The organism is Corynebacterium sp. TAE3-ERU16, assembly GCF_019209935.1.
Lineage (GTDB): Bacteria > Actinomycetota > Actinomycetes > Mycobacteriales > Mycobacteriaceae > Corynebacterium > Corynebacterium antarcticum.
Map to the genome: position 1 here is coordinate 232,845 of NZ_JAHUTN010000002.1, position 23,513 is coordinate 256,357.

A 23,513-nucleotide genomic window follows, 5' to 3' on the forward strand; every position below is an offset into this window, starting at 1 on the left:
CATCCGGGTGGGCGGCCACGGGCCGACGCCGCGGACGGTGTCTTTCACAACAATTCTCTCACGATCCCACACAATTCGACCGAGAACTTTCCCTGATGCCCCGGCGACAGTTACCGTGAAGCCATGACTCTCCCACCTGTGAAAATCTCGCCGCGACACACTGTCGGGGTGATCGGGGTGGCCAGCGCACTCGCACTGTCCGCCTGCGGCACCACCGACGGCGGCGATCGCTCGGTCGACCCTGTCACCGCGGTGGGCACCGTCACCTCCACCATGACGAGGACGTCCTCCCCGAGCGGTCAGGATGAATCGGGAACCACCGGGGCCACACGTGCCGACGCCGGGCTCACCCCGCTGGGGGACGCCGACACCACGATGAAGACTCTGCGCCCGGAGCCGGGGGCGCAACTCGTGGTCACCGGGGTCCGGCTGGGAACGCACGAGGGCTTCGACCGTGTTGTCTTCGATCTCGCCGGCGACGGATCCCCCGGCTGGTTCATCGACTACAACGACCGCCCGGCGGAGCAGGGGAGCGGATTCCCGATCGAGTTCCCCGGAGACTCCGCGATCGAGGTCAACATCGACGGCACCACCTACCCCTTCAACCTCGGCATGGAAGCCCCGCAGATCGGGACGACCACAGGCCCCGGCCCCATCGTGGCGGGTGTGACCTCCGGGATCAGCTTCGAGGGCCGAACCCAGTTCGTCATCGGGGTCAACGGTGGCAGACACCCCTACTCCGTCCAGACCCTGGAGAATCCCTCCCGGCTGGTCATCGACATCCTGCGGGGCTAGGGCCGACCCGGTCAGCGGTAGCTGGCCTCGATGAGCCACCGTTCCTTCAGCCACATCAGCAGCCACGCCTGGCACCCGGCCCCCTCCCGATCCGACGTGTCTTCGGCGATGATCTGCACCCGCGCGCACCTGAACCGGGCATCCGGGTCCCACCACCGTTCGTCCACGGGCCACGGCCCGGCCCATCCGGTCACCCGGTACCGGGCCGTACCCCAGTGCACCGTGTGCGGTGGTCGGTCGAGCAGGACCTCAGCCGTCACCTTCACCGGATGATCCCCGGCGTCGAGGAGTCGCACCCGGGACGCCGGGTGCGCGACTCCCCCTCCGCACCTGGCCGGATGCGGGCCGGGCACCGCACCGGGCCATCCGGAAGCATCACGGACCGGGCCGCGGTCCTCCCCCACCGGGACGAACTCGATGCGTTCGACCGGACTCCGCCCTCCGGTGGGCCGGGGACGGAGAACCGCATCCGTCCCCAACACCGACTGCACCCGGGTGATCACCCGCCCCGCGGCACCATCGGCCGCGGTACCGGTGTCCCACAGTCCCGTCCCCTCCGGGGCCGTGACCTCCACCGGGTCGAGTGTCAGCCGGACGATCCCGGAATCCGGGGCCCCGTCGTCCGGGACTCCGGCACCGGGGGTCTCCGCCATGCGGGACGTGAGCCATCCGTCGAGCTGCCACCGCACCCTCTCCGCCGTCGACTGCTCGGTGAGCGGTTCCCGGGTGCGCCAGATCCGTTCGAGCACACTCTCCCGTCCGTCCACGAGGATCCTGGCCTGCACCTTGAGTCGTCGACAACACAGGCCGGCATCAGCCAGCCGCAGGTGCAGCCTCGTGGCCAGCGCGCGGGCGAGGAACGCGGCCTCGTCGACCCTGGCGACGGGAATGTCCGGTTCATGGTTCACCGCCAGTGGGGTCGCCGGGAGTACCGGTGCGATCGCCCCGGCGGTCTCCGCGCGGGCCAGTCGGTGCAGCGCGGCCCCGGATACCCCGAAACGGGTCATCACCGCCGGCCCGGGGAGAGCCGCGAGTTCACCGAAGGTCCGCACCCCGAGCTCCACGAAGGTCTCGACGGTGCCCGGAGCACAACCGAGCGCATCCTCCGCGACAGCGAGCCGGAGGTCCCCGGGTGCGAGGAACTCGGCGGAGCCGCCCTCCGGGACCACCGCCCCCACACGGGCGGCGATGAGTGCGGTGGCGATCTCGTCGGCGATCCCGGCGAAACAGTCCACACCGGCGAGCGCCGCCGCGTCGATGAGCCGCTGCGCCGCGGTGTCCTCCCCTCCGTGGTACCTCGCCGCCGCGGCCGCGTCGACGATGAGCAGCCCGGGGCGCAGCACCTCGACGGACGCGGCGACATCATCCACCCCGGCCAGCACCTGCTCGAACATGCGGGCGTCGCGCTCCGGGACGTCGTCGATCAGTGTCAGTGCCGGACAGATCTCGCGGGCCCGCCGCAATCTCATCCCACGACGCACACCGGCCTTCCTGGCCTGAACCCCGCAGACCTTCACCACGCCCCGCACCGGGCCCGATCCCGCGACGGCGACCGGGGCACCGCCATCGGGCACATCACCGGCGAGCACGGCCGCCTGGATCGGCCAGTCGGGAAACCACAGCGCCAGAATCCGGGTGGCACTCATCCCGCCCGGACCACCTGCAGCCCCGGAATCCGGGGTGCCCGTCGGGCGACCCCCGGCGGATCAGTCCCCGGATCCCGCCCCACCCGCAGGAGAACCTCCCGCGGCGGCGCCCCTTTCGTCACGACCTCCACGGAGAGATCGAAACCTCTGATCCGGCCCGAACCGGCACCGACGCCGTGATAGGCCGTGATGTCCGCGTCGATCCGCACCGCGGGTGCCGGGAACCGGGCGCCGACGACGAGAAGGGCGGCGGTCCCCCGCCGCACCCTGGCGAGCAACGACCTGGTCTGCGTGGCACTGACCCGGACGTTCCCGGCACTGCGGTGGACGACGAGGTCCATCCCCTCGACGAGCATGCCTGCGACGGAGAAGGACCTGTCCCCCGGGTCCGGGACGACCACGATCGAGTCGAGGACCCCACCGGCGTCGGCGACTCCGGTGAGCAGGAGATCCGGCCACCCGACCACGGCCACGTGGGAGCCGCCTCCTGTCGCGGCGGCGAGGAGCTCGATGATGAACGCCGGGCAGTCCGCCACCGTGGTGATCGCACGACGCGGGAGCCCGCCCCCGGGCAGACAGTCGGCGAGCGCCCCTGGAACCGGGACCACGGAATGCGCGGTGACACCGGCCGCACCGGTTTTCCCGGCGGTATGCAGGGAACGGTGTCTCCCCCCGGGAGCCGCACCGGACACCGGCGCGGAACGGAGATCGGACGCGGTCACCGGGGACGATCCACCGCCCATCGTCGCGAGTGCGGCCTTCAGTGCACGGACACGCTCCGGGCGGTCCAGCCCGGACAGGTCGGGAGCGCGGACCACACCGTCACCGGTTCGAACATGTGTTCCATTCACATCCTCAGTCAACTCGACGTGCGCGGCGATTTCAAGCCGGATCCGGGCGATCCCCGATCAGCACAGGTGGAAGGAGGTTTCGTCAGTCCAGCTTGTGGGACTGCGCCCACCGGGTGAGTGCGTGCCGGTTGGACTGCTGGGTCTTGCGCAGGATGTTCGAGGCGTGGGTCTCCACCGTCTTGACCGAGATGAACAGCTCCGTGCCGATCTCCCGGTAGGTGTATCCGCGGGCGAGCAGGCGCAGGACCTCGAGTTCCCGCCGGGTGAGAGCGTCGACGAGCGGATCCGCCTGCGGTACCGACTGCTGCCTCTCGACGGCGGCGTCCGCCTCAGGTGCATCCACCACACCGGCACCGGCTCCGGCGTCCGGTGCACAGAAGGCGTCGAGAACGAATCCGGCGAGTCTCGGGGAGAACACCGCGTCACCGTCCCGGACCCGGCGCACCGCATCAGCGAGTTCCTCCCCGGAGATCGTCTTGGTCACGTAGCCGCGTGCCCCCTCACGGATCACGGCGATCACGTCCTCCGCAGCATCGGACACGGACAACGCGAGGAACACCGTGTCCGGGCACCGGCGCCGGACCTCCCGGATCACCGCACATCCACCACCGTCCGGCATGTGGACGTCGAGGAGCACGACGTCAGGGGCCGTCGAGACGATCCCCTCGACCGCCTCAGTCACGGTGCCCGCCTCCCCGACGATGTCCGCCACCCCGGACAGTTCCGCCCGCACCCCCGCGCGGAACACCGAGTGGTCATCCACCAGAAACACCGTGATCATGTCCGCTCCGTCCACCTCACCCGTCGCATCTGCACACCCCCGAGATTACCCGTCGACGGGCACACGGAGGATGACCTCGGTGCCGTCTCCGGGGGCGGATCTGATCTGCACGGTGCCACCGGCGCGGGTGACCCGGCCCCGCACCGATTCCACCAACCCGTGGTGTCCGTCCGGGATCTTCTCCGGGTCGAATCCACAGCCCCTGTCCCGGACGTAGACGGACAGTTCCCCGGCGAGGTTCTCGGCGTAGACGTCGATCTCCCGGACACCGGAATGCCGCGCGGCGTTGACCATGGATTCCCGGGCCGCGAGGACGAGCGCCCGGGTGGTCTCGGTGAGGGGGCCGTCCGCACCCACGGTGACCGGTGCGATCCGGACGGAGTATGTGTCCTCGACCTCCCCGCACGCGAGTTTCAGCGCGGCGAACACGGTGGTGGCGGCACCTGCAGCAGCGTTCTCCCGCTGGCCGAACAGCCACTGCCGGAGCTCACGTTCCTGACTGCGCGCGAGTGCGGCGATCTCCGTGTCCTCCCCGGCGCGCTTCTGGATCAGCGCGAGTGTCTGCAGGACCGAGTCGTGCAGTCGGGAGGCGATCTCGGCGCGTTCGGCGGCCGCGAGACGTTCCGCACGTTCCAGGGTGAGTTCCTCCCACATCTTCAAACCGAGTGGCACGCCGAGAACCGCGACCCCCGCGAGGGTGAGCAGCACCGCCATGAGGGTCGTCCCGAAGGCCTGCCGGTTCTCCCAGTTCACCAGCACGAGAACGATCCCGGTGAGCACGAGCGTCCCGCCTGCCAGGAGCGTGGGCACCCCACCGCGCAGCTCCGAGAAATCCATGCCGCGGTCATAGGTGCGCCAGACGATGACGGCTCCGAGTCCGACGATCAGAAGCGGCCACCATCTCACCACCGTCGACCCGGCGACCAGGGCGAAGGCGGCCAGCGACCCGACGACGGCGAGCACGACCAGGAGATGATCCGTCCGTGACGCCTCCGGCGCCCCGGCAGGTGCTCCGGGGGCCGGGGCACCTTCGGTCTGACTGAACAGCACCCAGATCAGCGCGTAGCAGAGCACCCCGGCACCGCTGAGCAGGCAGCTGAGGGCGAGCAGCAACCGTACGATCCGGACATCGACCCCGAGGTGCCGGGACAGCCCTGTCGCCACTCCCCCGATGACGCGCCCCTGACGGACCCGGGTGAAGCGGGGATAGGGCCGTGGTGGTGTCTGGGCCGGAGCAGGGGGTGTCGCCATGATCCCAATGATCGCACCGGTCTCATCAGGGAGCATCAGGGACCACCCTGATTTCCTGATATTCAGGGTGGTCCCTGATGTGCCGCCACCGTTCCGGGTATCAGAATGAAGACATGGACAACACACCTCCCCCCACGGCCCCCGGTACCCGCGACATCAGCGACACCCTGCGTCAGATGTGGGCGACCCGTCCGCCCCGTATCCCCTCCGACCAGGGTGGAAACGGAAAGATCGCCGGTGTCTGCGAGGGAATCGGCACCCGTTACAACGTCGATCCCACTCTCATCCGTGTCGCCTTCACCGTCGCGGCCCTGTGCGGTGGTGGAGTGCTGCTCTACCTCCTGGCGTGGCTCATCATGCCGCGCTGGTCCGTCCCGGTGTCCCCGGTGGAGGCGATCAGCCGGGCGGGCTCCGACCCCAGGTTGAAGAGCGAACGTTCACTCGGCTACACGCTGATCATCGTCATGCTGCTGGTCGCCTGGCCCGCCAGTTCCTCCGACGTGTTGTCCTCGTCGACGCTGCTGACGACGCTCGCCGGCTTCGCCGCATGGTGGCTGCTGCACAACCGGCAGCCGGACCCCCCGGAGGGACTGCTCGTCACCTCCCCCGACACCACCGACAACGGAGCAGACGCCGACACCGGAACCCGGTCACCGGAACCCGGAGACAACGGGATGCGGGTCTCACCGAACCCGGGTCTCGTGCACCTGAAGCCTGCCGAGGGCTACGACATTCCGGACGCACAGCCGGTGCCGCCAGACTGGGATCCGCTGGGCACGGTACCCGAGCTGTGGAACCTCCCGGAGCCGGGTCCCGTCCCGGCTCCGCCGCCAACCAGGAACCGGTGGATCACCGCGGGCGGGATCATCGCACTCGTGATCGGAGCGGCGGGCGGGATCGGACTGATCTCGCTCGGCATCGGTACGGCGTTCTTCGCCCTCACCGTTCCCTCTGTGGCCTGGACGTTCTGCGTCGGGGCACTCCTCGGGGGAACCGGCATCGGCGTGGGGATGCTCTCCCGGGGAGGTCTGCGCAAATCCGCGCTGATCCTGGGAATCGGCACCGTCGTGGCCCTGAGCGTCACGGCGGGCGGTACCCCCAGGATCAACTTCAGGGTCGGGGGTGACACCGCATCGACCCGCATCGCCCCGACGTCCGGGGACACTCTCCCGTCCGACGTGGACAACGGTGTCGGGAAAACCGAACTGGATCTGCGTGGACTGCAACCGCTGACCGAGAGCCGGAAGGTGGCCGTGTCCAACGGCGTGGGCAAGACCGTCGTGTGGTTGCCGACCGATGTGCCGGTCACACTGAACTGCTCGAACGGCGTCGGCAAGTTGGTGTGCACACCGGGTGACTACAACCCCGGTGCCGAGGGCGGACGACTCACCCTCGACGTGTCGAACGGCGTGGGCAAGGTCGTGGTCTACACCGAGTGACCGGCGGGTTCACTCCCGCCCGCGGAGGACGGCCCGGAACCGTTCCCGCAGACCGTCGGACCAGGTGTCGTGGTCCCTGTCGGCGCGGTCGGCATCCGGGTCACCGCCCTCCGCGCGGAGCAGCTCCCTGACCCGCACGAATCCCGGGGACCCGACCAGCAGATGGGCGACGAACACAGCGATCCACACTCCCGCGAGCTGCGCCCCGTACAGCGTGGGGGCGGGGTCACCGCCCGCGATCTGCCGGTAGGCCACCAGGAAACCGGCGGCGACGGGAACCGTGATGAGCACGGCGGTGAACAGCTGACGACGCAGGTGCAGCACGAAACCACTGACCCCCGCGTCCCGGTCCGCCGCGTAGTCGGCACGGCGGCGTTCCCACATCCGGGCACCGGCGGTGAGCGTCAGCAGGTAGAACACGGAGAGGGCCACCGCGAACAGCAGCGCGGTCAGCAGGGCCGCCGTGGCCGAGGACCGCTGGACATCGGTGTACACACCGTCACGCGCGATGGGATAGACACGATCACCCGATTCCTGATCCCCCACCAGTCCGGTGAGGACAAACGCCGTCCCGATGAGTTCATCCGGGTCGCAGAGACACGTGACGGATTCGGCGAGTTCGCGCGTCCCCGGGAGCAGATCGGGGTCGAGAACCGAGAAGTCCCGCGGGGTGAGGGCCACGATGGGCCGGTTGTCCGGACGGTTCGGTGCACCGGTGCCGTCCAGCATCGACACCGCCGCAGGATCGTTCCCCTCCCGGATGACGGTGAGGCCATCGGTGACACCGGAACCGGTGACGGTCTCCGTGTCCCCCCACACCACGGCGACCCCCTGGCGGAGCTGGCCGGTGGCCGGGATCGACTCCGGCTGCCCGACGATGAGCAGGACCCTGTCATCGGCGACGGGGATCTGCGCGGTGAGACCCGGATTCTCCTCCATCTCCCCGGCGAGCACCAGCAGATCGGGGCGTACCTCGAACGCCTTCGAAATCTCCTCCATCCGGGCCTGGAATTCGGGATCCACGTCGGAAGTCCGCAGCACGCTGACGGGCCCGTCCGGTTCATTCGCCGCGACCCCCAGCTCCCGCATCTCCCCGCCACTGCGCGCTGTCGCGAAGGTGAGCGCCATACCGAGGACGAGACCACCGACGACACAGAGCACCGCCCATCCCGGAACAGATGCCAGGTCCCCGGGCAGACCGCGCCTCCGGCCCCCCACGGCTCTCCCCTTCCCGAGGTCGCCGAGGGAGATCTTCGCGGGGATGATCAGGACAGCCCCGATGATCACCGCCCAGATCACGGCGCACAACAGCAGAGACAGCAGCCCGACGGTGAACACCGTCCCGAAACCGACGAGCGTCGTCGCACTGAGCCTGACGAGGTACACCAGCCACACCGCGAGCACCCCGGCCCCGGCACCCGCGGCGAGCACGGAAGCGAACCGGATCAGCCCTGCCCTGCCGTCGACACGACGTAGCTGAGTCACACTGAGAGCGACGCCCACGGCGAGCAGGAGCAGCATCGTCGCGACACTGAACTTCCCGAACGTGGAACCGGCGAAGTCACTGCCGGAGCGGGGCAGCGCCACGGTCGTCTCCACATCATCGAGACCGGCCGACCGGAGAACATCCCCGACGGCGCCGGCGAGCTCGGGTGCCCCGTCACCGGCGAACAGCCACGTGTCCCGGGGGCCCGGGACCTCGAAGCCCTGCAGCGCCACGACCGGGGTCTTGCCCACCAGGGCACCGGCGGGGAATGTTCCCGTGATCGGGTAATCCAGAGGCGTGCTGAACACCGTCTCATGGAGGAATCTCCGCTCCTGCGACGCCGACAACACCGGTGTGCGCGCCGACTCCCCCGGGGTCTCCGGCAGGGCGGTGGAGATCAGGGTGCGGTCCCTTCCCAGTTCCGCATCCAGCTCGTCCAGGCCCGCGACGTGGAAGCGACCGTCCGGATCGTGCACCGCGAACGCCCCGGTACCGCCGCTCGAGAAGGCCAGCACCGACATGCCCCGGGAATCCGCCAGATCGGCGATCTCCCGCTGCAGCTCCACCTGCTCCTCCGGATCGAGGTCGCCGGCACCGGCGGCCGTCGCCCGGAGCGTCGGCCCGGAATACCCCAGCCGCATCGCGGTGGCGATCGAGCCACCTTCGACCACCAGGAGCATGAAGATCATCACGACGACCGCGATCAGAGCACTGATCACACCGGGGAGGACGATACGTGCGGGATTCCTGTCCACGTTGACTGCCACCTGTTCTTCGACGGGTACCGGCCCGGGCCATGACCGGCCATCCGGCGCCCCGGGGCAGAGCTGACCACCCCGGAGGGCGGCTTTCCCCCACAGTAACCCAGACCGGATTCCTCCGTCCGCGGGGTCGTTCCGCGGTGCCCGGACCGGAAGCGGCGGATCCTGTACCTCCGGATGCGGTGCATGACCGGAATACGGCGGATCACCCGGTCAGCATCACCTACCGTGGGAACTGAGAGTTTCTCCGGGCGTTCCCGGGACCCCCACCGCACCGTACAGCCACCCGAATCGAGGAAAACCATGTCACCCCAGCACAGATCCGGACCCGCACGTGTCGCGCGGATCACGTCGCTGACTCTCGGAACCGTCCTGTCGCTGGGTCTGCTCACCGCCTGCGATGACCCGGACGAACCGGCCGGAGACGACACGGGCGGCCGGGTGACGGTCACGGACAGCATCACGGAGGTCCGGACCGAGACAAGCACGGAGACCGAGACCGCCGCCGGGACGACGGGCACACAGACACCGGAACCGGCGCCAGCACCTGAGCCGGGGGCAGCACCTGAGCCGGGGGCAGACACCCGGATGCAGGGCTTTCTCGCCCCCGCCCCCGCTCCCGCGCCGGCACCCGCCCGCCCCGCGTCCACGCACTTCTCGAACTGCCGGGAGGCCCGTGCGGCAGGTGCCGCGCCACTCTACGAGGGCAGCCCCGGGTACAGCCGGAAGCTCGACCGGGACGGCGACGGCGTCGCCTGCGAGTGATCTCCGGCCGGAGACAGGAGGAAGGCCCCGCACAGGGTGTGCGGGGCCTTCCTCACGGAACGGGTGCGGAATCTACTCCCACTCGATCGTTCCCGGGGGCTTCGAGGTGCAGTCGAGCACGACGCGGTTGACGTCGGCGACCTCGTTGGTGATGCGCGTGGAGATGCGCTCCAGGACGTCGTAGGGGATGCGGGTCCAGTCGGCGGTCATCGCGTCCTCGGAGGACACGGGGCGCAGCACGACCGGATGCCCGTAGGTGCGTCCGTCACCCTGGACGCCGACGGAACGGACGTCGGCGAGCAGCACCACGGGGCACTGCCAGATCTCCCCGTCCAGGCCCGCGGCGGTGAGCTCGGTACGGGCGATGAGGTCCGCGGCACGCAGCGTCTCCAGACGCTCGGCGGTGACCTCACCGATGATGCGGATACCCAGGCCCGGCCCCGGGAAGGGTTGGCGGCTGACGATCTCCTGCGGCAGGCCGAGCTGACGACCGACCGCACGGACCTCGTCCTTGAACAGCAGGCGGAGCGGCTCGACGAGCTCGAACTCGACGTCGTCGGGCAGGCCACCGACGTTGTGGTGGCTCTTGATGTTCGCGGTACCGGAGCCGCCACCGGACTCGACGACGTCCGGGTAGAGGGTGCCCTGCACCAGGAAGTCCACCGAGGATCCCTCGGGGGCGGACTCGAGGACACCGGCGACGGCGCGCTCGAAGGAACGGATGAACTCCGCGCCGATGGCCTTGCGCTTGGCCTCGGGATCGGTGACACCGGCCAGCTTCGACAGGAAGGCGTCCTGCTCGTGGACGGTGACCAGCTTCGCGCCGGTCGCGGCGACGAAGTCCCGCTCGACCTGTTCCCGCTCCCCCGCACGCAGCAGACCGTGGTCCACGAACACGCACGTCAGCCGGTCACCGATGGCGCGCTGCACCAGGGCCGCGGCGACGGCGGAGTCGACGCCACCGGACAGCCCGCAGATCGCACGCCCCTCGGGGCCGATCTGCGCGCGGACCGCCTCGACGAGCTCGTCGGCGATGTTCGCCGCGGTCCAGTTCTGCTCGATCCCGGCGATCTCGGTGAGGAACCGGGTCAGCACCTCCTGGCCGTGCGGGGAGTGCAGGACCTCGGGGTGGTACTGGACACCGGCCATGGACCGTTCCGCGCACTCGAAGGCTGCGACCGGTGCGCCCGCGGAGGACGCGGTGACGGTGAAACCCTCCGGTGCGGCGTGCACGGCGTCGCCGTGGCTCATCCACACCTTGTGGGTCGCCTCGAGGCCGTCGTGCAGGACGCCGCCGTTGACGTTGAGGTCGGTGCGCCCGTACTCGCGGTCCCCGGTGTTGGCCACGGTGCCCCCGAGGGCGTGGGTCATGGCCTGGAAGCCGTAGCAGATACCGAACACCGGGATCCCCAGGTCGAGCAGCTCGGGGCGCAGCTCCGGCGCGCCCTCCGCGTAGACCGAGGACGGTCCACCGGAGAGCACCAGCGCGGCGGGGTTCTTGGCCCTGATCTCCTCGACGGTGGCGGTGTGCGGGACGACCTCGGAGTAGATCCGTGCCTCACGCACCCGACGGGCGATCAGCTGCGCGTACTGGGCGCCGAAATCGACGACGAGCACCGGGCGGTGATTCGTTGCGGTAGCTTGCTTTGAGTCAGTCACGGGACGTACTTTACCGCACCCACCGACCCGTACCGTGCCCGGAACAGACCATTCCGGGCACGGGGAATCACGGAGTTCAGAAACCGAAGCCGGCGGAGACGCTGAGCTGCACCCGCTGGAAGCTCTTCAGGTCGGTGTAGCCGCACTTGGCCATCGCCCGGCGCAGTCCACCGACGTAGTTGAGCATGCCGTGCGGATCGGTGGACGGACCGTGGAGCACGGTCTCCAGTGTGGGGGCGTTCTCCGTGGTGTCGGTGCTGTCGAAGTCATTCCCGTTCAGCTCCGCGGCGAGCGTGGCATCCACCCAGGATGGCTCGACGATGCCCCGGGGGAACCGCGGGTGCGCCGCGGAATGGGGCCAGTAGCAGCCCTTCGCAGCGGCCTCGCGCGCCTTCGCCAGCGGATGCCCGAGGATGACGCCGTCCGCACCGCAGGCGATGGCGGTCGCCGCGTCCCCGGAGGTCTCGATCTCCCCGTCGGCGATGATGTGCACGTAGCGGCCACCCGTCTCATCCAGGTAGTCGCGGCGGGCCGCGGCGGCGTCGGCGATGGCCGTGGCCATCGGACAACCGATGCCCAGTGCCACGTCGTTGGTGCTCGCGCCGCCGCCGACGATGACACCGGCCGCGCCGGTCCGCATGAGGTGCAGCGCGGTGGTGTAGTCCGCGACACCGCCGGCGATGACGGGTACGTCGAGGGAGCCGATGAATTCCTTGAGGTTCAGCGGTTCCCCACCGGTGGCCACGTGCTCGGCGGAGATCATCGTGCCCTGGATGAACAGCAGCTCGGCACCCGCCTTGATCACGACGGGGGCGAGTTCCCGGGCGTGCTGCGGGGTGACCCGGACGGCGACGGTGGTGCCGGAGGCGCGGACCTCGGCGATACGGGCGGTGAGCAGATCCTCGTCGATGGGCGCGGCGTGCAGTTCCTGCAGGACACGGGTCGCCTCGGAACCGTAGAACTCGGGACCCGACATCTCGGCGTTGACGGCCTCGCGGACGCGCTCGACGGCACCCTCGAGGTCGGTCTGCCGGCCCCAGAGCCCCTCGGCGTTGATGACGCCGAGGCCGCCCTGGCGGCCCATCTCGATGATGAACTCCGGGGTGGCCAGGGCATCGGTCGGGTGGGAGATGAACGGGTTGTCGAAGGTGTAGGCGTCGATGTGCCAGCTGGTGTCGACGTCCTTCGAGGACCGGGTGCGCCGGGAGGGGATGATCTGGATGTCCGACAGCCGGTAGCTGCGGCGGGCCTCGCGCCCGATTCCGATTTCGACGATGTCACGCATGGTGGTGGTGCTCCTTGGGTGGTGTGCCCGGCCGGAGCCGGGCGGCCGGGGTTCAGCGCTGGTAGTAGTTGGGGGCTTCGACCGTCATCTGGATGTCGTGCGGGTGGGATTCCCGCAGCCCGGCGGCCGTGATCTGGACGAACCGGGCACGCTGCAGGTCCTCGATGGACGCGGAGCCGGTGTACCCCATCGCGGCCCGGAGCCCGCCGACGAGCTGGTGGGTGATCGTGTCGATCGAACCGCGGAACGGGACGCGTCCCTCGATGCCCTCGGGGACGAGTTTCTCCTCGCTCTTGACGTCGGCCTGGAAGTAGCGGTCCTTGGAGAAGGAACGCTTCTCGCCGCTCAGGCCACGGCCCTGCATCGCGCCGAGGGACCCCATGCCGCGGTACATCTTGTACTGCTTGCCGTTGACGACGACCGTCTCACCGGGTGCCTCGGAGGTGCCTGCGAGCAGCGAGCCGAGCATCACGGTGGAGGCGCCGGCGGTCAGAGCCTTGGCGATGTCGCCGGAGAACTGCATGCCTCCGTCGGCGATGATCGGCACACCGGCGGCCTTCGCGGGTACGGCGGCCTCCATGATCGCGGTGATCTGCGGTGCACCGACACCGGCGACGACGCGGGTGGTGCAGATGGAACCGGGGCCGATGCCGACCTTGATGGCGTCCGCACCGGCGTCGATCATGGCCTGCGCCGCGGCGCGGGTGGCCAGGTTGCCGCCGATGACGTCGACCTTGTGGCCGAATTCCTTCTTCACCCGGGACACCATCTCCAGCACCCCGCGGTTGTGGGCGTGGGCGGTGTCCACGACCAGTACGTCCACGCCCGCGTCGACGAGGGCCGCGGCGCGGCCCCAGGAATCGTCACCGGTACCGATGCCCGCACCCACGAGCAGACGTCCGGACGAATCCTTGGATGAGTCCGGGTACTTCTCCGTCTTCACGAAGTCCTTCACGGTGATCAGCCCGACCAGACGTCCCTCGTCGTCGACGATGGGGAGCTTCTCCACCTTGTTCGCGCTGAGCAGCTGGAGGGCATCCTCCTTCGCCACGCCCTCCTTCGCCACGACGAGCGGCATCGCCGTCATCACCTCGGCGACCTTCCGGGAGAAGTCCCGCTCGAAGCGCATGTCCCGGTTCGTGCAGATGCCCACGAGCCTGCGGTCCCCGTCGATGACGGGGAGACCGGAGATCCGGTAGCGGGCGCACAGGGCGTCCACCTCGCCGATCGTCATGTCCGGGGTACAGGTGACCGGGTCGGTGACCATACCCGACTCGGAGCGCTTCACCATCTCGACCTGCTGGGCCTGATCCTCCACCGACAGGTTGCGGTGCAGGACACCCATGCCGCCCTGCCGCGCCATCGCGATGGCCATCCTCGCTTCGGTGACCGTGTCCATGGCAGCCGAGATCAACGGGATGTTCAGCCGGATGTTCCGCGTGAGCTGCGAGGAGGTGTTCACCTCGCTGGGGATCACATCGGAGGAGTCCGGGATCAGCAGGACATCGTCGAAGGTGAGGCCAACGAGCGCGACCTTGTTCGGGTCGTCGCCCCCGGTGGAGACGCGGTTGTCAGTCAAGGTGGGTCATCCTTTTCTCGGGTGGTGGGACTGAATCGGCACGGGGTTCCCCTCCCCGGAACGACGCCCGGAACCTGTTCTCACGGACAGCTCCGGAAAACAGGCACGCACCGAGTCGGTTCGGAGAGGTGCCATGACATACAACAGTAGCGCGCAGGGTGGTCACGGGGGTCACCGACCGCAGGTTCGTTTCGCCTGTCTTTGGTTGCCGTTTACGGGCCGCACCCTTAGGGTGGCCTGTGTGAACTTTGATTCTATGATGCCTCCGGACCCCTTCGCGGGCGACCCGAATGATCCCGCATCGTTCCTCGAGGCGGACGAACCGTTGCCGCCACTCAGCGATGAGGACCGGGAACGTGTCCGGGAGGACCTCGAGCTCGTCGGGGAATTCCGGCGCGCACTGGAACCCCGGGGGGTTCTCGGGGTGTTCTTCATGTGCGAGGACTGCGACGAACAGCACTACTACGACTGGGACATCATGGCCGCGAACATGCGCGCCACCCTCGCGGGGGAGCTGTCCCCGGTGCATGAACCGTCCGTCCGCCCCGATCCCTCGGCCTACGTGCCCTGGGACTACTGCCTCGGATTCCTCGACGGGATGGAGGCGCGGTAGCCGGCACCGACACGGCAACCTCGTTTCTCGCTGACCCGGGACACGGGAAAACCCCGGATCCTCCAGACAGGATTCCGGGGTTTCGTCGTCCGCGCGGGGCAGCTCACCGACCGGGGAACGGATCCGTTCCGGTCGTGGGCGTCCCGGTCGGTACGGGGTCCACTACTTCGCCGACGTTGTCGGCCGTCGCTCCGTGACCACCGTCCGGTGACGGTGGTCGGGTGGTGTCGTCGACACCGTCCGGCACCGGCAGCGGATAGGTTGACGGGGGTATCCCGGACGGCGGGGAGGGTATTCCGGGAACGGCGCCCGGGAGGGTGCTGTCCGGCGGCGACGCGGGCCCCTCGACGGAGGCGGTGACGGTGACCGTCGCGGGTTCCGGCGGCGTCTGCTGTTCAGGTGTGACAGTGACCGTCACGGTCTGGGGGACGGCCGTGTGCCTGGTGGGGTCCGCCTTGGCGGCGTTGCGCGTGTTGATCTCCTTCGCCATGACCCTGGCCTGTTCCAGCAGTTCCAGGGCTCCGGCGACATCACCGTTGGCGTTGCGGTTGTCCGCCTCCTCCAGCGTGCTCGCGAGCTCCACGACGGAGGCGTGGTCACCGAACATGGCGGTGTTGACGCCCCAGAGCGCGCTACCGGGTTCCGCGTTGTACACGGCGGTGCCACCGCCGGCGATGACGAGAGTCGCGGCCGCCGCACCGATCAGTCCGTGGACGAAACCGGGGACCGCCCGGCGACGACCGGCGAGACTGACCACCCGCGCGCCGCCACCGGTGGCGGTCTTCTCCGCAGCGGACCCGGTGACGGGAGCGAACCGCGTCGTCACAGGTGACTCATCCACCAGACCCGGCTGATCGAGCGAGGGAGCCGGCGGCATCGGGGCGTCGACCTCCGCCTTGAGGCCGAGCAGCAGCCCGGCAAGTTCATCGTTTCCCCCGGAGGGGTCGACACCGTGGGCGAGGTCGTTCAGGAAGGCGTCGGTGCGGAACAGGTTGTCATCCTGTCCTGCCCCCACGCCCGCGTCCTCGGGTCGGCGGTCACTCATGCCTGGCGCTCCTGCTCATTCAGCTTCTTCCGCAATGCCGCGAGCGCCCTGTGCTGGGCAACTCTGACTGCTCCTGGGGTACTCCCCACGATTCGCGCGGTTTCCTCCGCGGACAGGCCCACGAACACCCGGAGGGTGACGATTTCGCGAGCCTTGTCACTCAATGAATCGAGAAGTGCGCGCACTCTGTTACTACCGTCGTTGACCAGCGCGTAGTCTTCCGGTGTGTCTCCCTCCCGAATGTAATCGGGAACTTCATCGGTGGGATTCGACAGGTCCCTCGACAGTGACCGGTGCGCATCGGCGACCTTGTTGGAGGCGATCCCGTAGACGAACGCCATGAATGGGCGGCCCCGGTCGACGTAGTTGGCGACGGCCGTCGTGACCGCGAGACAGGTCTCCTGGGCGACGTCCTCGGGCGTGGGGTGCCGCCCGCCCCCGATCCGCGCGCGGGCGTACCGCAGCACCATCGGGTGCACGATCTCCATGATCCGCTGGAGCGCGGACCGGTCACCGCCGGCCGCCAACGGCACGAGTGCCGCCAGTTCGCGCTCTGAATCATTCACGCTGTGGACCTCTGCATGTTCCGACTTTCCTGGTCACATTCACCCGGGATCTCCATCTGCGGCATGGTGCCGGAGGGTGGAGCCACGGGCTCACTGCCTCGACAGTCTAGTTGACGCACCCGACGGGTGAGGCCCGACACAGACCACGGTCGGCACAGGGTCCCGCCCCATACCGGTTCAACCGGCCCCGATACGCCACCACCGGCCAGTGATCGGGCCCCTCCGTCACAGGTGTTCCCGATCTCCTGCCCCCCTGCCGCACCCCTACAGGTCACCCCACCGGCCTCTCCCACCGACCATGGGGTCGTCCCCGGGGAAAACACCTGGAGATCCCTTCGGACCGCCGGGTCTCCTATCCGGTGGTGAGTTCGAACTCCGTGCAGAATCTGTCGATGGCGGGCAGCACACCCCTGAGCATCAGATCGAGCTGCTTGTCCAGCTGCGCGTCCGTGAGACCGGCCTTGATGAAAATCCCGCCCTCGGCCTTGATGTGGATTCCGTCGGCGTCACGTTTCTTCAGTGCGGTGATGAGGTGGTTCCCGGCGTTGAATGCCGTCGTCCAACCGAGAACATCATCCTCCCGGTCGACGGGCAGGCGGGGGCGCATCTCGGCGCTGACGACGGCGAAGGCGTCGGATGCGAGGATGAACATGACCGGAATGTCGTTGAAGAAGCAGTAGTACACGGGCAATTCACCCTGCATCTTCGACACCGCGAGGTTCTGCCTGGCCAGGGACTCCTCCAGGCGTTGCGGGGTGACCGGCGTGGGTTCGTCCACGACCTTCTTCGAACCAAACTTGAACCAGGCCATCAGTTGTCTCCCTCTTCCACCGGCTGCACGAGGCCGGGAAATTCTTCGTCGATTCTGTCGGCCGCGCGGAAACTGACCTCGAACGCGACGTCTATGAAGGTGCCGAGCTGCCCATCCGTGAGCCCGGTGTCGGTGTCGACCACATTCTCGAAAACGATGTTGTTGCCGTCGCCCGAAATGACCGTTCTCGGCATAACCATTTCGGTGTTGAGGGCATTGGCGGCTGCGGCCGCGCGACCTTCATCGTCCTTCAGCTTTCCACGCCGATAACCGGCGATCCGGAGCAGGTCCTCTCCGATGGTGAAGAAGAAGAGGATCTCCTCGTAGCCGACGACGATGTCGTTGTCACCGTCCCTGAAGAAGCTGAGCCCTTTTCCGGTGAGATAGTTCTCCACCCGGGCATCGGTGACCCTGGGTAAAGCCATGTGCTGCACTTCCTTTCACTGGTCTGCGCGGGCCTGCGGCCCGCAGGTATCGGACGGGGGAGTCGACCGCGGGGTCAGTTGTCCTCCCCCGGGGTACCGGGTTCGAGATCGAACTCCTGGCAGAAGTTCCCCATGGTACTCAGGGTTCCGACGAGCATCAGCTCGATCTGCTCGTCGAGCTGCCCCTCCGTGAGTCCACCCTCGATGAAGAGCATCCCGTCGGCCGCCGCGTAGATGCCGTCGTCATCGACGTTCTTCACGGTGGTCACGAAGTGGGTTCCGGCGTTGACCGTCTTCGCCCAGCCGAGGACCTCCTCCTCCCGTTCCACAGGTAGTCGTTCAAAGGTCGAGGCACTGAACACCACGGCGAAGGGGAAGGAGGCGTCGACGATGACCGGGAAACCGTTGATGATGCAGTAGAACCGTGGGGCTCCGTCGTCGGCACGGTCGACCGTGAGCTCCTGGCGGGCCAGTGCCGCCTCGATGCGTTCCGGGGTGACCGGCGTGGGGACCTCGGCGGCCGTCTTCGATTTGAACCAGGCCATCAGTTCTCCTCCTCGGGGGACTCTTCTGCTGCGGGTGCGAGGTCTGGAAGATCGGCAGCGAGGCGTTCCCCCGCCATGAAACTCGTCCGGAAGGACATGACGATGAACGCTCCGAGCTGTTCGTCCGTGCGTCCCGAGGTCGTCTTCAGTGCATTCTCGAAGATGACGCTCGGTTGCGCGCCCGCGATGACCGTCTTCGGTGCCACCAGGTCCTGGTTCAGGGCATTGGCTGCGGCGAGTGCCCGGCCGACCGCATCATCGTCCGTCAGCTCCGCGTGCCACCAGCCCGCGACCCGCAGGAGGTCCTCCTGAACGGTGATGAAGAACGTGAAACCGTCGAAACCGACGACGATGTCGTCATCGTCGTCCCTGCCGAAGTTGAGTCCCTCACCGGTGAGGAAACTCTCCACCCGGGCGTGGGTGACCTTGGGTAACGCCATGTTCGGTGCATCCCTTCATGTCTGGGGTCGTCCCCGGCCGCGGCTTTACCGTCCGGAGTGTGCTGGAGAACACGACCCACTGTAGTTTCATGAGACTATTCTCGCTATATGGGGATCGATTCAGTCGTCCCCCACTTCCCGGATCCGCTGTTCGGCGGCACGCCGTACGGGGTTCCCGATGAACCGCTTCCCGGACAGGGACTCGAGCGCCTCACGGGCGGCCTCCACGGAGGCCGCCGGCTCGTCACCGTAGAACCGCGCGTCCGACACCATCATCAGGGCACGTGCCCGGTCCACGGGCTCACCGAGGCGCCCGAATCCGGCCGCCGCCGCGGTGGCGTAGTCCACCGCGGCGAGGAACCGCATCGCGTAGAGGTTCATGTAGGCCTTGTCCACCAGCCAGTCCGCCTCCCGCCACTCCGGGGTCTTCGGTCCCGGATGCTCCGGATCGTTGACCAGTGCGCGCAGCGTGTCCAGGAGATCATCGACCACGGCCATGTCGGCGTCACCGACGTATCCGGGCTGATTCACCGCTGCGGCACAGCACTTGTACAGGGACATCGCATAAGCCTCACGGTACTTGTCCACCTTCTCCCGCAGCTGCTCGTCCGGGCCGTCTCCCGACGCCGGACGGTCGGCCGCCTCCCGCCACATGGAGCGGGACACCTCGATGATCCGGTGCCAGGTCGACACCGCGCGACGGGATTCCCCGGCATGGTCGAACGCGACGGCCGCCTGCTGCAACGCCCCGAGCTCCCGCTCCCGGTCCTTCCGCCGGGCCATGTGCCCGGCGATCCTGAGCATTTCCTCCCCCGCCTCGTCGTGGAACTCGAGCTTGGCGAACACCCGGACCAGCGACTCACGGAGATCCAGCTCGGCCCGCGATCCGGGGTACCCGGAGATCTTCATCAGCGCCGTCTCGAGGACTTCCGCGGCCTCGTGGTACCGGTGCGCGGAGATCAACAGTTCCCCGAGTGTCTGCGCCGCGATGAAGGTCAGACCGGGTAACTCAGCCGCGGCACAGAGATTGAGCATCTGCCGGGCGCAGTCGATGCCCTCATCGAGGTAGCCGGCGTCGCGGGCGCCCCGGGCGAGGAAGAGCAGGGCCGTCAGTCGTACGCCGACGGGTTCAGCAGACCCGGTCCGCATCGCGGTGTCCGCGGCCTGGCAGGCCTCCATGACCTGCCCCGAGCGGAGGGCCGCCGCGGCGTCCTCGATCAACCGGTACGCGGGGTCTCCGGTCGTACCGGGGAGTTCCTCGGTCTCGGCGTCGAGATCTACCCCGAGGAACCACTCCGCGTCGCCGACGGCACGCTGCCACGCGCCTCGAAGCTCGTCGGGTACCCCGGCGGCCTCCGGGCTGGTGCGCAGCCCGGGGTGGTCGAGCAGGAGGTGGACCGCATGGTGCCAGTGGACGGTCTCGATCTCGTCCCCCACCGCGGCATTCGCGGCGAGTGCCTCCGCGAGATCATCACCGCGCCACCAGCCGGTGACGTCGATGGGGACCACCGGTGGCTCATCGTCCCCGTCATCCGGAGTCTCCGTGGTCTGCCCGGTGGATGCCCCGGGGGAGGTGATGACCTGATAGTCGGCCTCGTCGGGGGTGAACATACCGGACACGTCGGCGACGGTGCCCTCCGCCGGTTCGGGCAGCGGGGTGACCGGTGCCGGGTCGATGAGCCGCTGCAGCGACGTGACGTGTACCGCGTGCTCCATGCCCGGACGGGCGTCGAACTGTTCGGCGATCGTCGTGGCGAGGTCCAGGAACCAGGCGCGCGCCTCGGCGAGGGTCGGGTGGGCCAGTGTCTCGATACCGGTCACCCACGGCAGATTCTCGCCGGGCAGAGTGACATCGAGCGTGCGGTCCGTGGCACCGGGGATCCGGTCGAGGAGCACGACCGCGGCGGCCGCGAGATTCAGCAGGTCCCGGTGGTCCTCGGCGCGTTCCCACCAGGGCAGGTGACGGATGAGGATGGCCTCGGCCCGCTCGAGCCGTTCCGGTCTGCCTGCGGCGCCCGACAGTGCGAGGTAGCGGATGTGGTCCGCGTGCTGGGCGAGATCAGCCGGGTCGCGGCGGTAGCGGCGGTATCCGCGGACGTGGGCGGACCACGCCCTGGCGTCCTGCCCCGTCCGCAACCAGGGTTCGAGCATCTCGGTGAGCAGGCCCTCGGGTTGCGACGAACAGCTGTTCTCCATGTCGGGGAGCGCCGCCTCGCCGATCTCCCGGGCGATCTCCCACTCGCCGCGGCTGGCGTGATACTCGACGCGCTGTTCGGGGCTGCAGCCGGCGCAGTCGGCGAGCTCGGAGTCGGGGAGATTCAGCCACTCGGCGTAGGTGTCCTCGACTCCGTCCCCACCGGTGTTCCGGAGGAATCCCAGGCGGCGCATCGCCACGGCACGTCCCGGATCCCCCAGCTCCCGGTAGTAGTCGGTCATCAGATCGAGCAGCGAGCGGTACTGCGCGACAGGTACATCGGGGTTGTTGGCCACCGCGGAGAGCACGTACTTGAGGTTCCAGGCGTGCTTGTGGTGCAGGCCGGGGCCGAACAGGTCGGGACGGCGTGAACGCATCTCCTCGACGTAGGAGAAGGGCGCGATGCAGCGGTAGTTCCGTCCGTCCATGCAGTAGGCCGTGCAGAGCTCCGCGTGGCAGATCAGTGCCTCCTCCAACCGGTCGGTGTCGACGGCGAGCTGGGCGGCCTCCGCCCAGAGTTCACTGCAGGTGCTCCCCCACGGTGTGCTGTCGGCACGGTGCATGAGGAGTCGGAGTTCGTCGTGCTGGTTGTCGGGGTCGGTCATGGGGTGCTCCTGGTCGTCCGGGTGGTGGTTGTTCATGCGTGGCCGCGATCTTCGAGTGACGCGCTGATCAGGGCGGTGAAGAGATTGGAGGACCAGGCTCTCACCTGGGCGTCCATACGGTGTCTGCCGCTGAGCAGGGCCTGGACGTAGAAGCCCCGGATCGCCGACTCCACGACCACCGGGCTACCGCCTCCGGCGGCGGCCCCGGTGAGCTGGTGGATGATGCCGGCGTTGGCATTCAGGATCAGCTGGGGTGCGTGGTCGTCGGCCTTCTCGGGGTGCATGAGATCGACCAGCCCGGCGAACAGACCCTCGTCGCGCCGCTGCCTCTCCTCCAGCGCCCGGCCCGCGGCGTCCGGGTTGGGCAGGAACAGCACCGCCATCGTGGCGGGCAGAAACTTCCGCACGACGATGTTCAGCTTCTGTCCCTCGAGGGCGCGTTCGGCGGCGTCCACGAGGGGGATCAGTGCCGCCTCGGTACCCAGGTCGACCTTCTCGAGGACACCGAGGACGTCCCGGGGGTCGAGTTCGGCGATGTCCGCTTCCGGCCGGTCGAGTCTGATCTGACCGATGAGCTCCTCGTCGTAGGAGAAACCGGCATTCACGATGCACAGACCGTTGGCCTCGGCCACGGGGCTCAGGGCGCGGAACCGGTCGTCGGTCGTCGCGTAGGCGATCCGCCCGTGTTTCCCGAGGATCTCGTCGAGGGTGAGCATCCCCAGCGAGGTTGAGAACGGGACGCTGGAGGCCACCAGCGCGCGGGTCTCCGCGTCGGTCACGGCCAGGGCCTTCAGCCCGGTGAGGTGGAGGGCGAGGAACTCCCGGAACCGGACGGGCTCCCGCTCTGCGAGGTTGTTCATCCAGTCCCGGATCGCGGCACCGATTCCCTGTCGGGTCTCCTCCAGCAGTTCGTCGTCGAACAGGCCCTCGCGGGAGGCCGTCGGTTTGAGGTGCTCCGCGTCAGCGACGACACGGACGAAGTACGCCCACTCCGGCACGACGTCGTAGGCGCGCCCGGACAACAGCATCCGGCGCAGATACACGCGGTGGTGCTGTTCCTGGCCGGGATGCCCCGCGCGCGCCGACACGAACGCGATCCCGCGGAGACCGGCGACGGGAACATCGAGTGGAACCTGGTCGAAGGGGGTGAAGCCGAACTCCTCGTCACACCAGCGGGCCGCAGCTTCCCGGTCCATCTCCCAGGGCGCGACTGTCTCGCTTAGGCACTCCGGTTCGGCTCCCTTCCGGGCGAGGTTCACCGTCACCGGGAGGTGACTGCCGTAGGACAGGATCCGGCGGCGCAGCACCTCGTGTTCGGCGTGCCGCTCCCCCGGCATCACCTCGAGGGTCACGGTGGTGCCCGGACCGGTGAGTTCCGGGGGCAGATCATCGTCGGTGACCACGGTCGCGGACCAGGTTCCGTCGTTGGAGCCACGCCAGCACACCGGTTGTCCGGGGGTCATGGCGGAGCGACTGTGGACGGTGATCCGCGGGGAGACCATGAAGCAGGACAGCAGACCGATACCGAACTGCCCGATGAAGTCGCTGCGGGACATCCCCCACTCGTCACGTTTCGACGACGCCCCGATGGTGGCGAGCAGCCCCTCGGCCTGCTGCGGGGTCAGGCCGATGCCGGTGTCGGTGACGGTGATCCTGGTGCCGTCGGTGACGACCCGGATCTCGGCGGGGCAGCCCGGGTCGATCGCACGGTGCGCGGTGATCGCGTCGACGCCGTTCTGCAGGAGCTCCCGGACGAAGACCTGGGGGCCTGAGTAGAGGTTCCGGCTGAGGATCTCGACGATCCCGCCGAGATCGACCTGGAAGTTGTGGCTCTCAGCGCGTGCGCCGTCGGGCTGGGTCATGGATCGTTCGATGCCTTTCTCGGACGGTCTCTGTGGGCTGCACCAAGAATACGGTTTCCCCGTGGAATACAGCGGACCCGGCCCCACATTTCACCGTGAGTCTCGCGTT

At 68.5% G+C, this 23,513-nt stretch carries 20 protein-coding genes; 4 read left to right on the forward strand and 16 right to left on the reverse strand.

Going from position 1 to position 23,513, the window contains the following annotated elements; translation table 11 throughout:
• Positions 1-123 precede the first annotated feature (123 nt).
• Positions 124-795: an AMIN-like domain-containing (lipo)protein gene (locus KRX55_RS03170; RefSeq protein ID WP_218406382.1), complete on the forward strand. Its 672-nt coding sequence runs from the start codon at positions 124-126 to the stop codon at positions 793-795.
• Positions 796-806: 11 nt separating this feature from the next.
• Here KRX55_RS03170 and KRX55_RS03175 read toward each other — a convergent pair whose 3' ends face one another.
• The 4 genes from KRX55_RS03175 to KRX55_RS03190 form a co-directional block, all read right to left on the reverse strand.
• Complete coding sequence (locus KRX55_RS03175; RefSeq protein WP_218406383.1) at positions 807-2,441, reverse strand: Y-family DNA polymerase; 1,635 nt, start codon at positions 2,439-2,441, stop codon at positions 807-809.
• Positions 2,438-3,259 (reverse strand): hypothetical protein, encoded by an 822-nt coding sequence (locus tag KRX55_RS03180; RefSeq protein WP_218406384.1) that lies wholly within the window; start codon positions 3,257-3,259, stop codon positions 2,438-2,440. The genes KRX55_RS03175 and KRX55_RS03180 overlap by 4 nt, the downstream gene beginning before the upstream one ends.
• A 115-nt stretch (positions 3,260-3,374) precedes the next feature.
• On the reverse strand, positions 3,375-4,070 hold the full coding sequence (locus tag KRX55_RS03185; RefSeq protein WP_218406502.1) for a response regulator: 696 nt from the start codon (positions 4,068-4,070) through the stop codon (positions 3,375-3,377).
• A 48-nt stretch (positions 4,071-4,118) separates the two neighbouring features.
• Complete coding sequence (locus KRX55_RS03190) at positions 4,119-5,324, reverse strand: ATP-binding protein (RefSeq protein WP_218406385.1); 1,206 nt, start codon at positions 5,322-5,324, stop codon at positions 4,119-4,121.
• 113 nt (positions 5,325-5,437) lie between these two features.
• Here KRX55_RS03190 and KRX55_RS03195 point away from each other — a divergent pair, with 113 nt between their 5' ends.
• Positions 5,438-6,763 carry a PspC domain-containing protein gene (locus KRX55_RS03195; protein ID WP_218406386.1) on the forward strand — a complete coding sequence of 442 codons (1,326 nt, stop codon included), beginning with the start codon at positions 5,438-5,440 and terminating at the stop codon, positions 6,761-6,763.
• 9 nt (positions 6,764-6,772) lie between these two features.
• Here the strand turns inward: KRX55_RS03195 and KRX55_RS03200 are convergent, their stop codons facing one another.
• Positions 6,773-9,004 (reverse strand): hypothetical protein, encoded by a 2,232-nt coding sequence (locus KRX55_RS03200; protein ID WP_218406387.1) that lies wholly within the window; start codon positions 9,002-9,004, stop codon positions 6,773-6,775.
• A gap of 309 nt (positions 9,005-9,313) precedes the next feature.
• Between KRX55_RS03200 and KRX55_RS03205 the strand changes: the two genes are divergently transcribed.
• The gene (locus KRX55_RS03205; protein WP_255567518.1) at positions 9,314-9,775 is read left to right on the forward strand and encodes an excalibur calcium-binding domain-containing protein; all 462 of its coding nucleotides are present in this window, start codon (positions 9,314-9,316) and stop codon (positions 9,773-9,775) included.
• A gap of 72 nt (positions 9,776-9,847) precedes the next feature.
• Here KRX55_RS03205 and guaA read toward each other — a convergent pair whose 3' ends face one another.
• The 3 genes from guaA to guaB form a co-directional block, all read right to left on the reverse strand.
• Positions 9,848-11,434, reverse strand: coding sequence for a glutamine-hydrolyzing GMP synthase (guaA, locus tag KRX55_RS03210; protein ID WP_218406389.1), 1,587 nt, complete (start codon positions 11,432-11,434; stop codon positions 9,848-9,850).
• 76 nt (positions 11,435-11,510) lie between these two features.
• Positions 11,511-12,719, reverse strand: coding sequence for a GuaB3 family IMP dehydrogenase-related protein (locus KRX55_RS03215; RefSeq protein WP_218406390.1), 1,209 nt, complete (start codon positions 12,717-12,719; stop codon positions 11,511-11,513).
• 52 nt (positions 12,720-12,771) lie between these two features.
• Complete coding sequence (gene guaB / locus KRX55_RS03220; protein WP_218406391.1) at positions 12,772-14,298, reverse strand: IMP dehydrogenase; 1,527 nt, start codon at positions 14,296-14,298, stop codon at positions 12,772-12,774.
• Between the two features lie 241 nt (positions 14,299-14,539).
• Between guaB and KRX55_RS03225 the strand changes: the two genes are divergently transcribed.
• Positions 14,540-14,911 carry a DUF5319 domain-containing protein gene (locus KRX55_RS03225; protein WP_218406392.1) on the forward strand — a complete coding sequence of 124 codons (372 nt, stop codon included), beginning with the start codon at positions 14,540-14,542 and terminating at the stop codon, positions 14,909-14,911.
• Positions 14,912-15,014: 103 nt separating this feature from the next.
• Here the strand turns inward: KRX55_RS03225 and KRX55_RS03230 are convergent, their stop codons facing one another.
• From KRX55_RS03230 to KRX55_RS03265, 8 genes are all read right to left on the reverse strand, one after another.
• A complete protein-coding gene (locus KRX55_RS03230) occupies positions 15,015-15,956 on the reverse strand; it encodes a hypothetical protein (protein WP_218406393.1) in 942 nt (313 codons plus the stop codon).
• Positions 15,953-16,522, reverse strand: coding sequence for a sigma-70 family RNA polymerase sigma factor (locus tag KRX55_RS03235; RefSeq protein WP_200260277.1), 570 nt, complete (start codon positions 16,520-16,522; stop codon positions 15,953-15,955). The genes KRX55_RS03230 and KRX55_RS03235 overlap by 4 nt, the downstream gene beginning before the upstream one ends.
• 352 nt (positions 16,523-16,874) lie before the next feature.
• Positions 16,875-17,333, reverse strand: a complete 459-nt coding sequence (locus tag KRX55_RS03240; protein ID WP_218406394.1) for a YbjN domain-containing protein — start codon at positions 17,331-17,333, stop codon at positions 16,875-16,877.
• Positions 17,333-17,758 carry a YbjN domain-containing protein gene (locus KRX55_RS03245; RefSeq protein ID WP_218406395.1) on the reverse strand — a complete coding sequence of 142 codons (426 nt, stop codon included), beginning with the start codon at positions 17,756-17,758 and terminating at the stop codon, positions 17,333-17,335. The genes KRX55_RS03240 and KRX55_RS03245 overlap by 1 nt, the downstream gene beginning before the upstream one ends.
• 74 nt (positions 17,759-17,832) lie before the next feature.
• The gene (locus KRX55_RS03250; RefSeq protein WP_218406396.1) at positions 17,833-18,303 is read right to left on the reverse strand and encodes a YbjN domain-containing protein; all 471 of its coding nucleotides are present in this window, start codon (positions 18,301-18,303) and stop codon (positions 17,833-17,835) included.
• The gene (locus KRX55_RS03255; protein WP_218406397.1) at positions 18,303-18,743 is read right to left on the reverse strand and encodes a YbjN domain-containing protein; all 441 of its coding nucleotides are present in this window, start codon (positions 18,741-18,743) and stop codon (positions 18,303-18,305) included. Before KRX55_RS03255 ends, KRX55_RS03250 begins: the two co-directional genes overlap by 1 nt.
• Before the next feature lie 120 nt (positions 18,744-18,863).
• Positions 18,864-21,542, reverse strand: coding sequence for a hypothetical protein (locus KRX55_RS03260; RefSeq protein ID WP_218406398.1), 2,679 nt, complete (start codon positions 21,540-21,542; stop codon positions 18,864-18,866).
• Positions 21,543-21,574: 32 nt separating this feature from the next.
• The gene (locus KRX55_RS03265; RefSeq protein ID WP_218406399.1) at positions 21,575-23,404 is read right to left on the reverse strand and encodes an HSP90 family protein; all 1,830 of its coding nucleotides are present in this window, start codon (positions 23,402-23,404) and stop codon (positions 21,575-21,577) included.
• Between the last annotated feature and the right edge of the window lie 109 nt (positions 23,405-23,513).

Excerpts from the sequence above, each read along its gene's own strand:
- KRX55_RS03170 (WP_218406382.1), top strand. The coding sequence starts at position 124 with ATGACTCTCCCACCTGTGAAAATCTCGCCGCGACACACTGTCGGGGTG.
- KRX55_RS03175 (WP_218406383.1), bottom strand. The coding sequence starts at position 2,441 with ATGAGTGCCACCCGGATTCTGGCGCTGTGGTTTCCCGACTGGCCGATC.
- KRX55_RS03190 (WP_218406385.1), bottom strand. The coding sequence starts at position 5,324 with ATGGCGACACCCCCTGCTCCGGCCCAGACACCACCACGGCCCTATCCC.
- KRX55_RS03195 (WP_218406386.1), top strand. The coding sequence starts at position 5,438 with ATGGACAACACACCTCCCCCCACGGCCCCCGGTACCCGCGACATCAGC.
- KRX55_RS03205 (WP_255567518.1), top strand. The coding sequence starts at position 9,314 with ATGTCACCCCAGCACAGATCCGGACCCGCACGTGTCGCGCGGATCACG.
- KRX55_RS03215 (WP_218406390.1), bottom strand. The coding sequence starts at position 12,719 with ATGCGTGACATCGTCGAAATCGGAATCGGGCGCGAGGCCCGCCGCAGC.
- KRX55_RS03230 (WP_218406393.1), bottom strand. The coding sequence starts at position 15,956 with ATGAGTGACCGCCGACCCGAGGACGCGGGCGTGGGGGCAGGACAGGAT.
- KRX55_RS03240 (WP_218406394.1), bottom strand. The coding sequence starts at position 17,333 with ATGGCCTGGTTCAAGTTTGGTTCGAAGAAGGTCGTGGACGAACCCACG.
- KRX55_RS03245 (WP_218406395.1), bottom strand. The coding sequence starts at position 17,758 with ATGGCTTTACCCAGGGTCACCGATGCCCGGGTGGAGAACTATCTCACC.
- KRX55_RS03250 (WP_218406396.1), bottom strand. The coding sequence starts at position 18,303 with ATGGCCTGGTTCAAATCGAAGACGGCCGCCGAGGTCCCCACGCCGGTC.
- KRX55_RS03255 (WP_218406397.1), bottom strand. The coding sequence starts at position 18,743 with ATGGCGTTACCCAAGGTCACCCACGCCCGGGTGGAGAGTTTCCTCACC.
- KRX55_RS03260 (WP_218406398.1), bottom strand. The coding sequence starts at position 21,542 with ATGACCGACCCCGACAACCAGCACGACGAACTCCGACTCCTCATGCAC.
- KRX55_RS03265 (WP_218406399.1), bottom strand. The coding sequence starts at position 23,404 with ATGACCCAGCCCGACGGCGCACGCGCTGAGAGCCACAACTTCCAGGTC.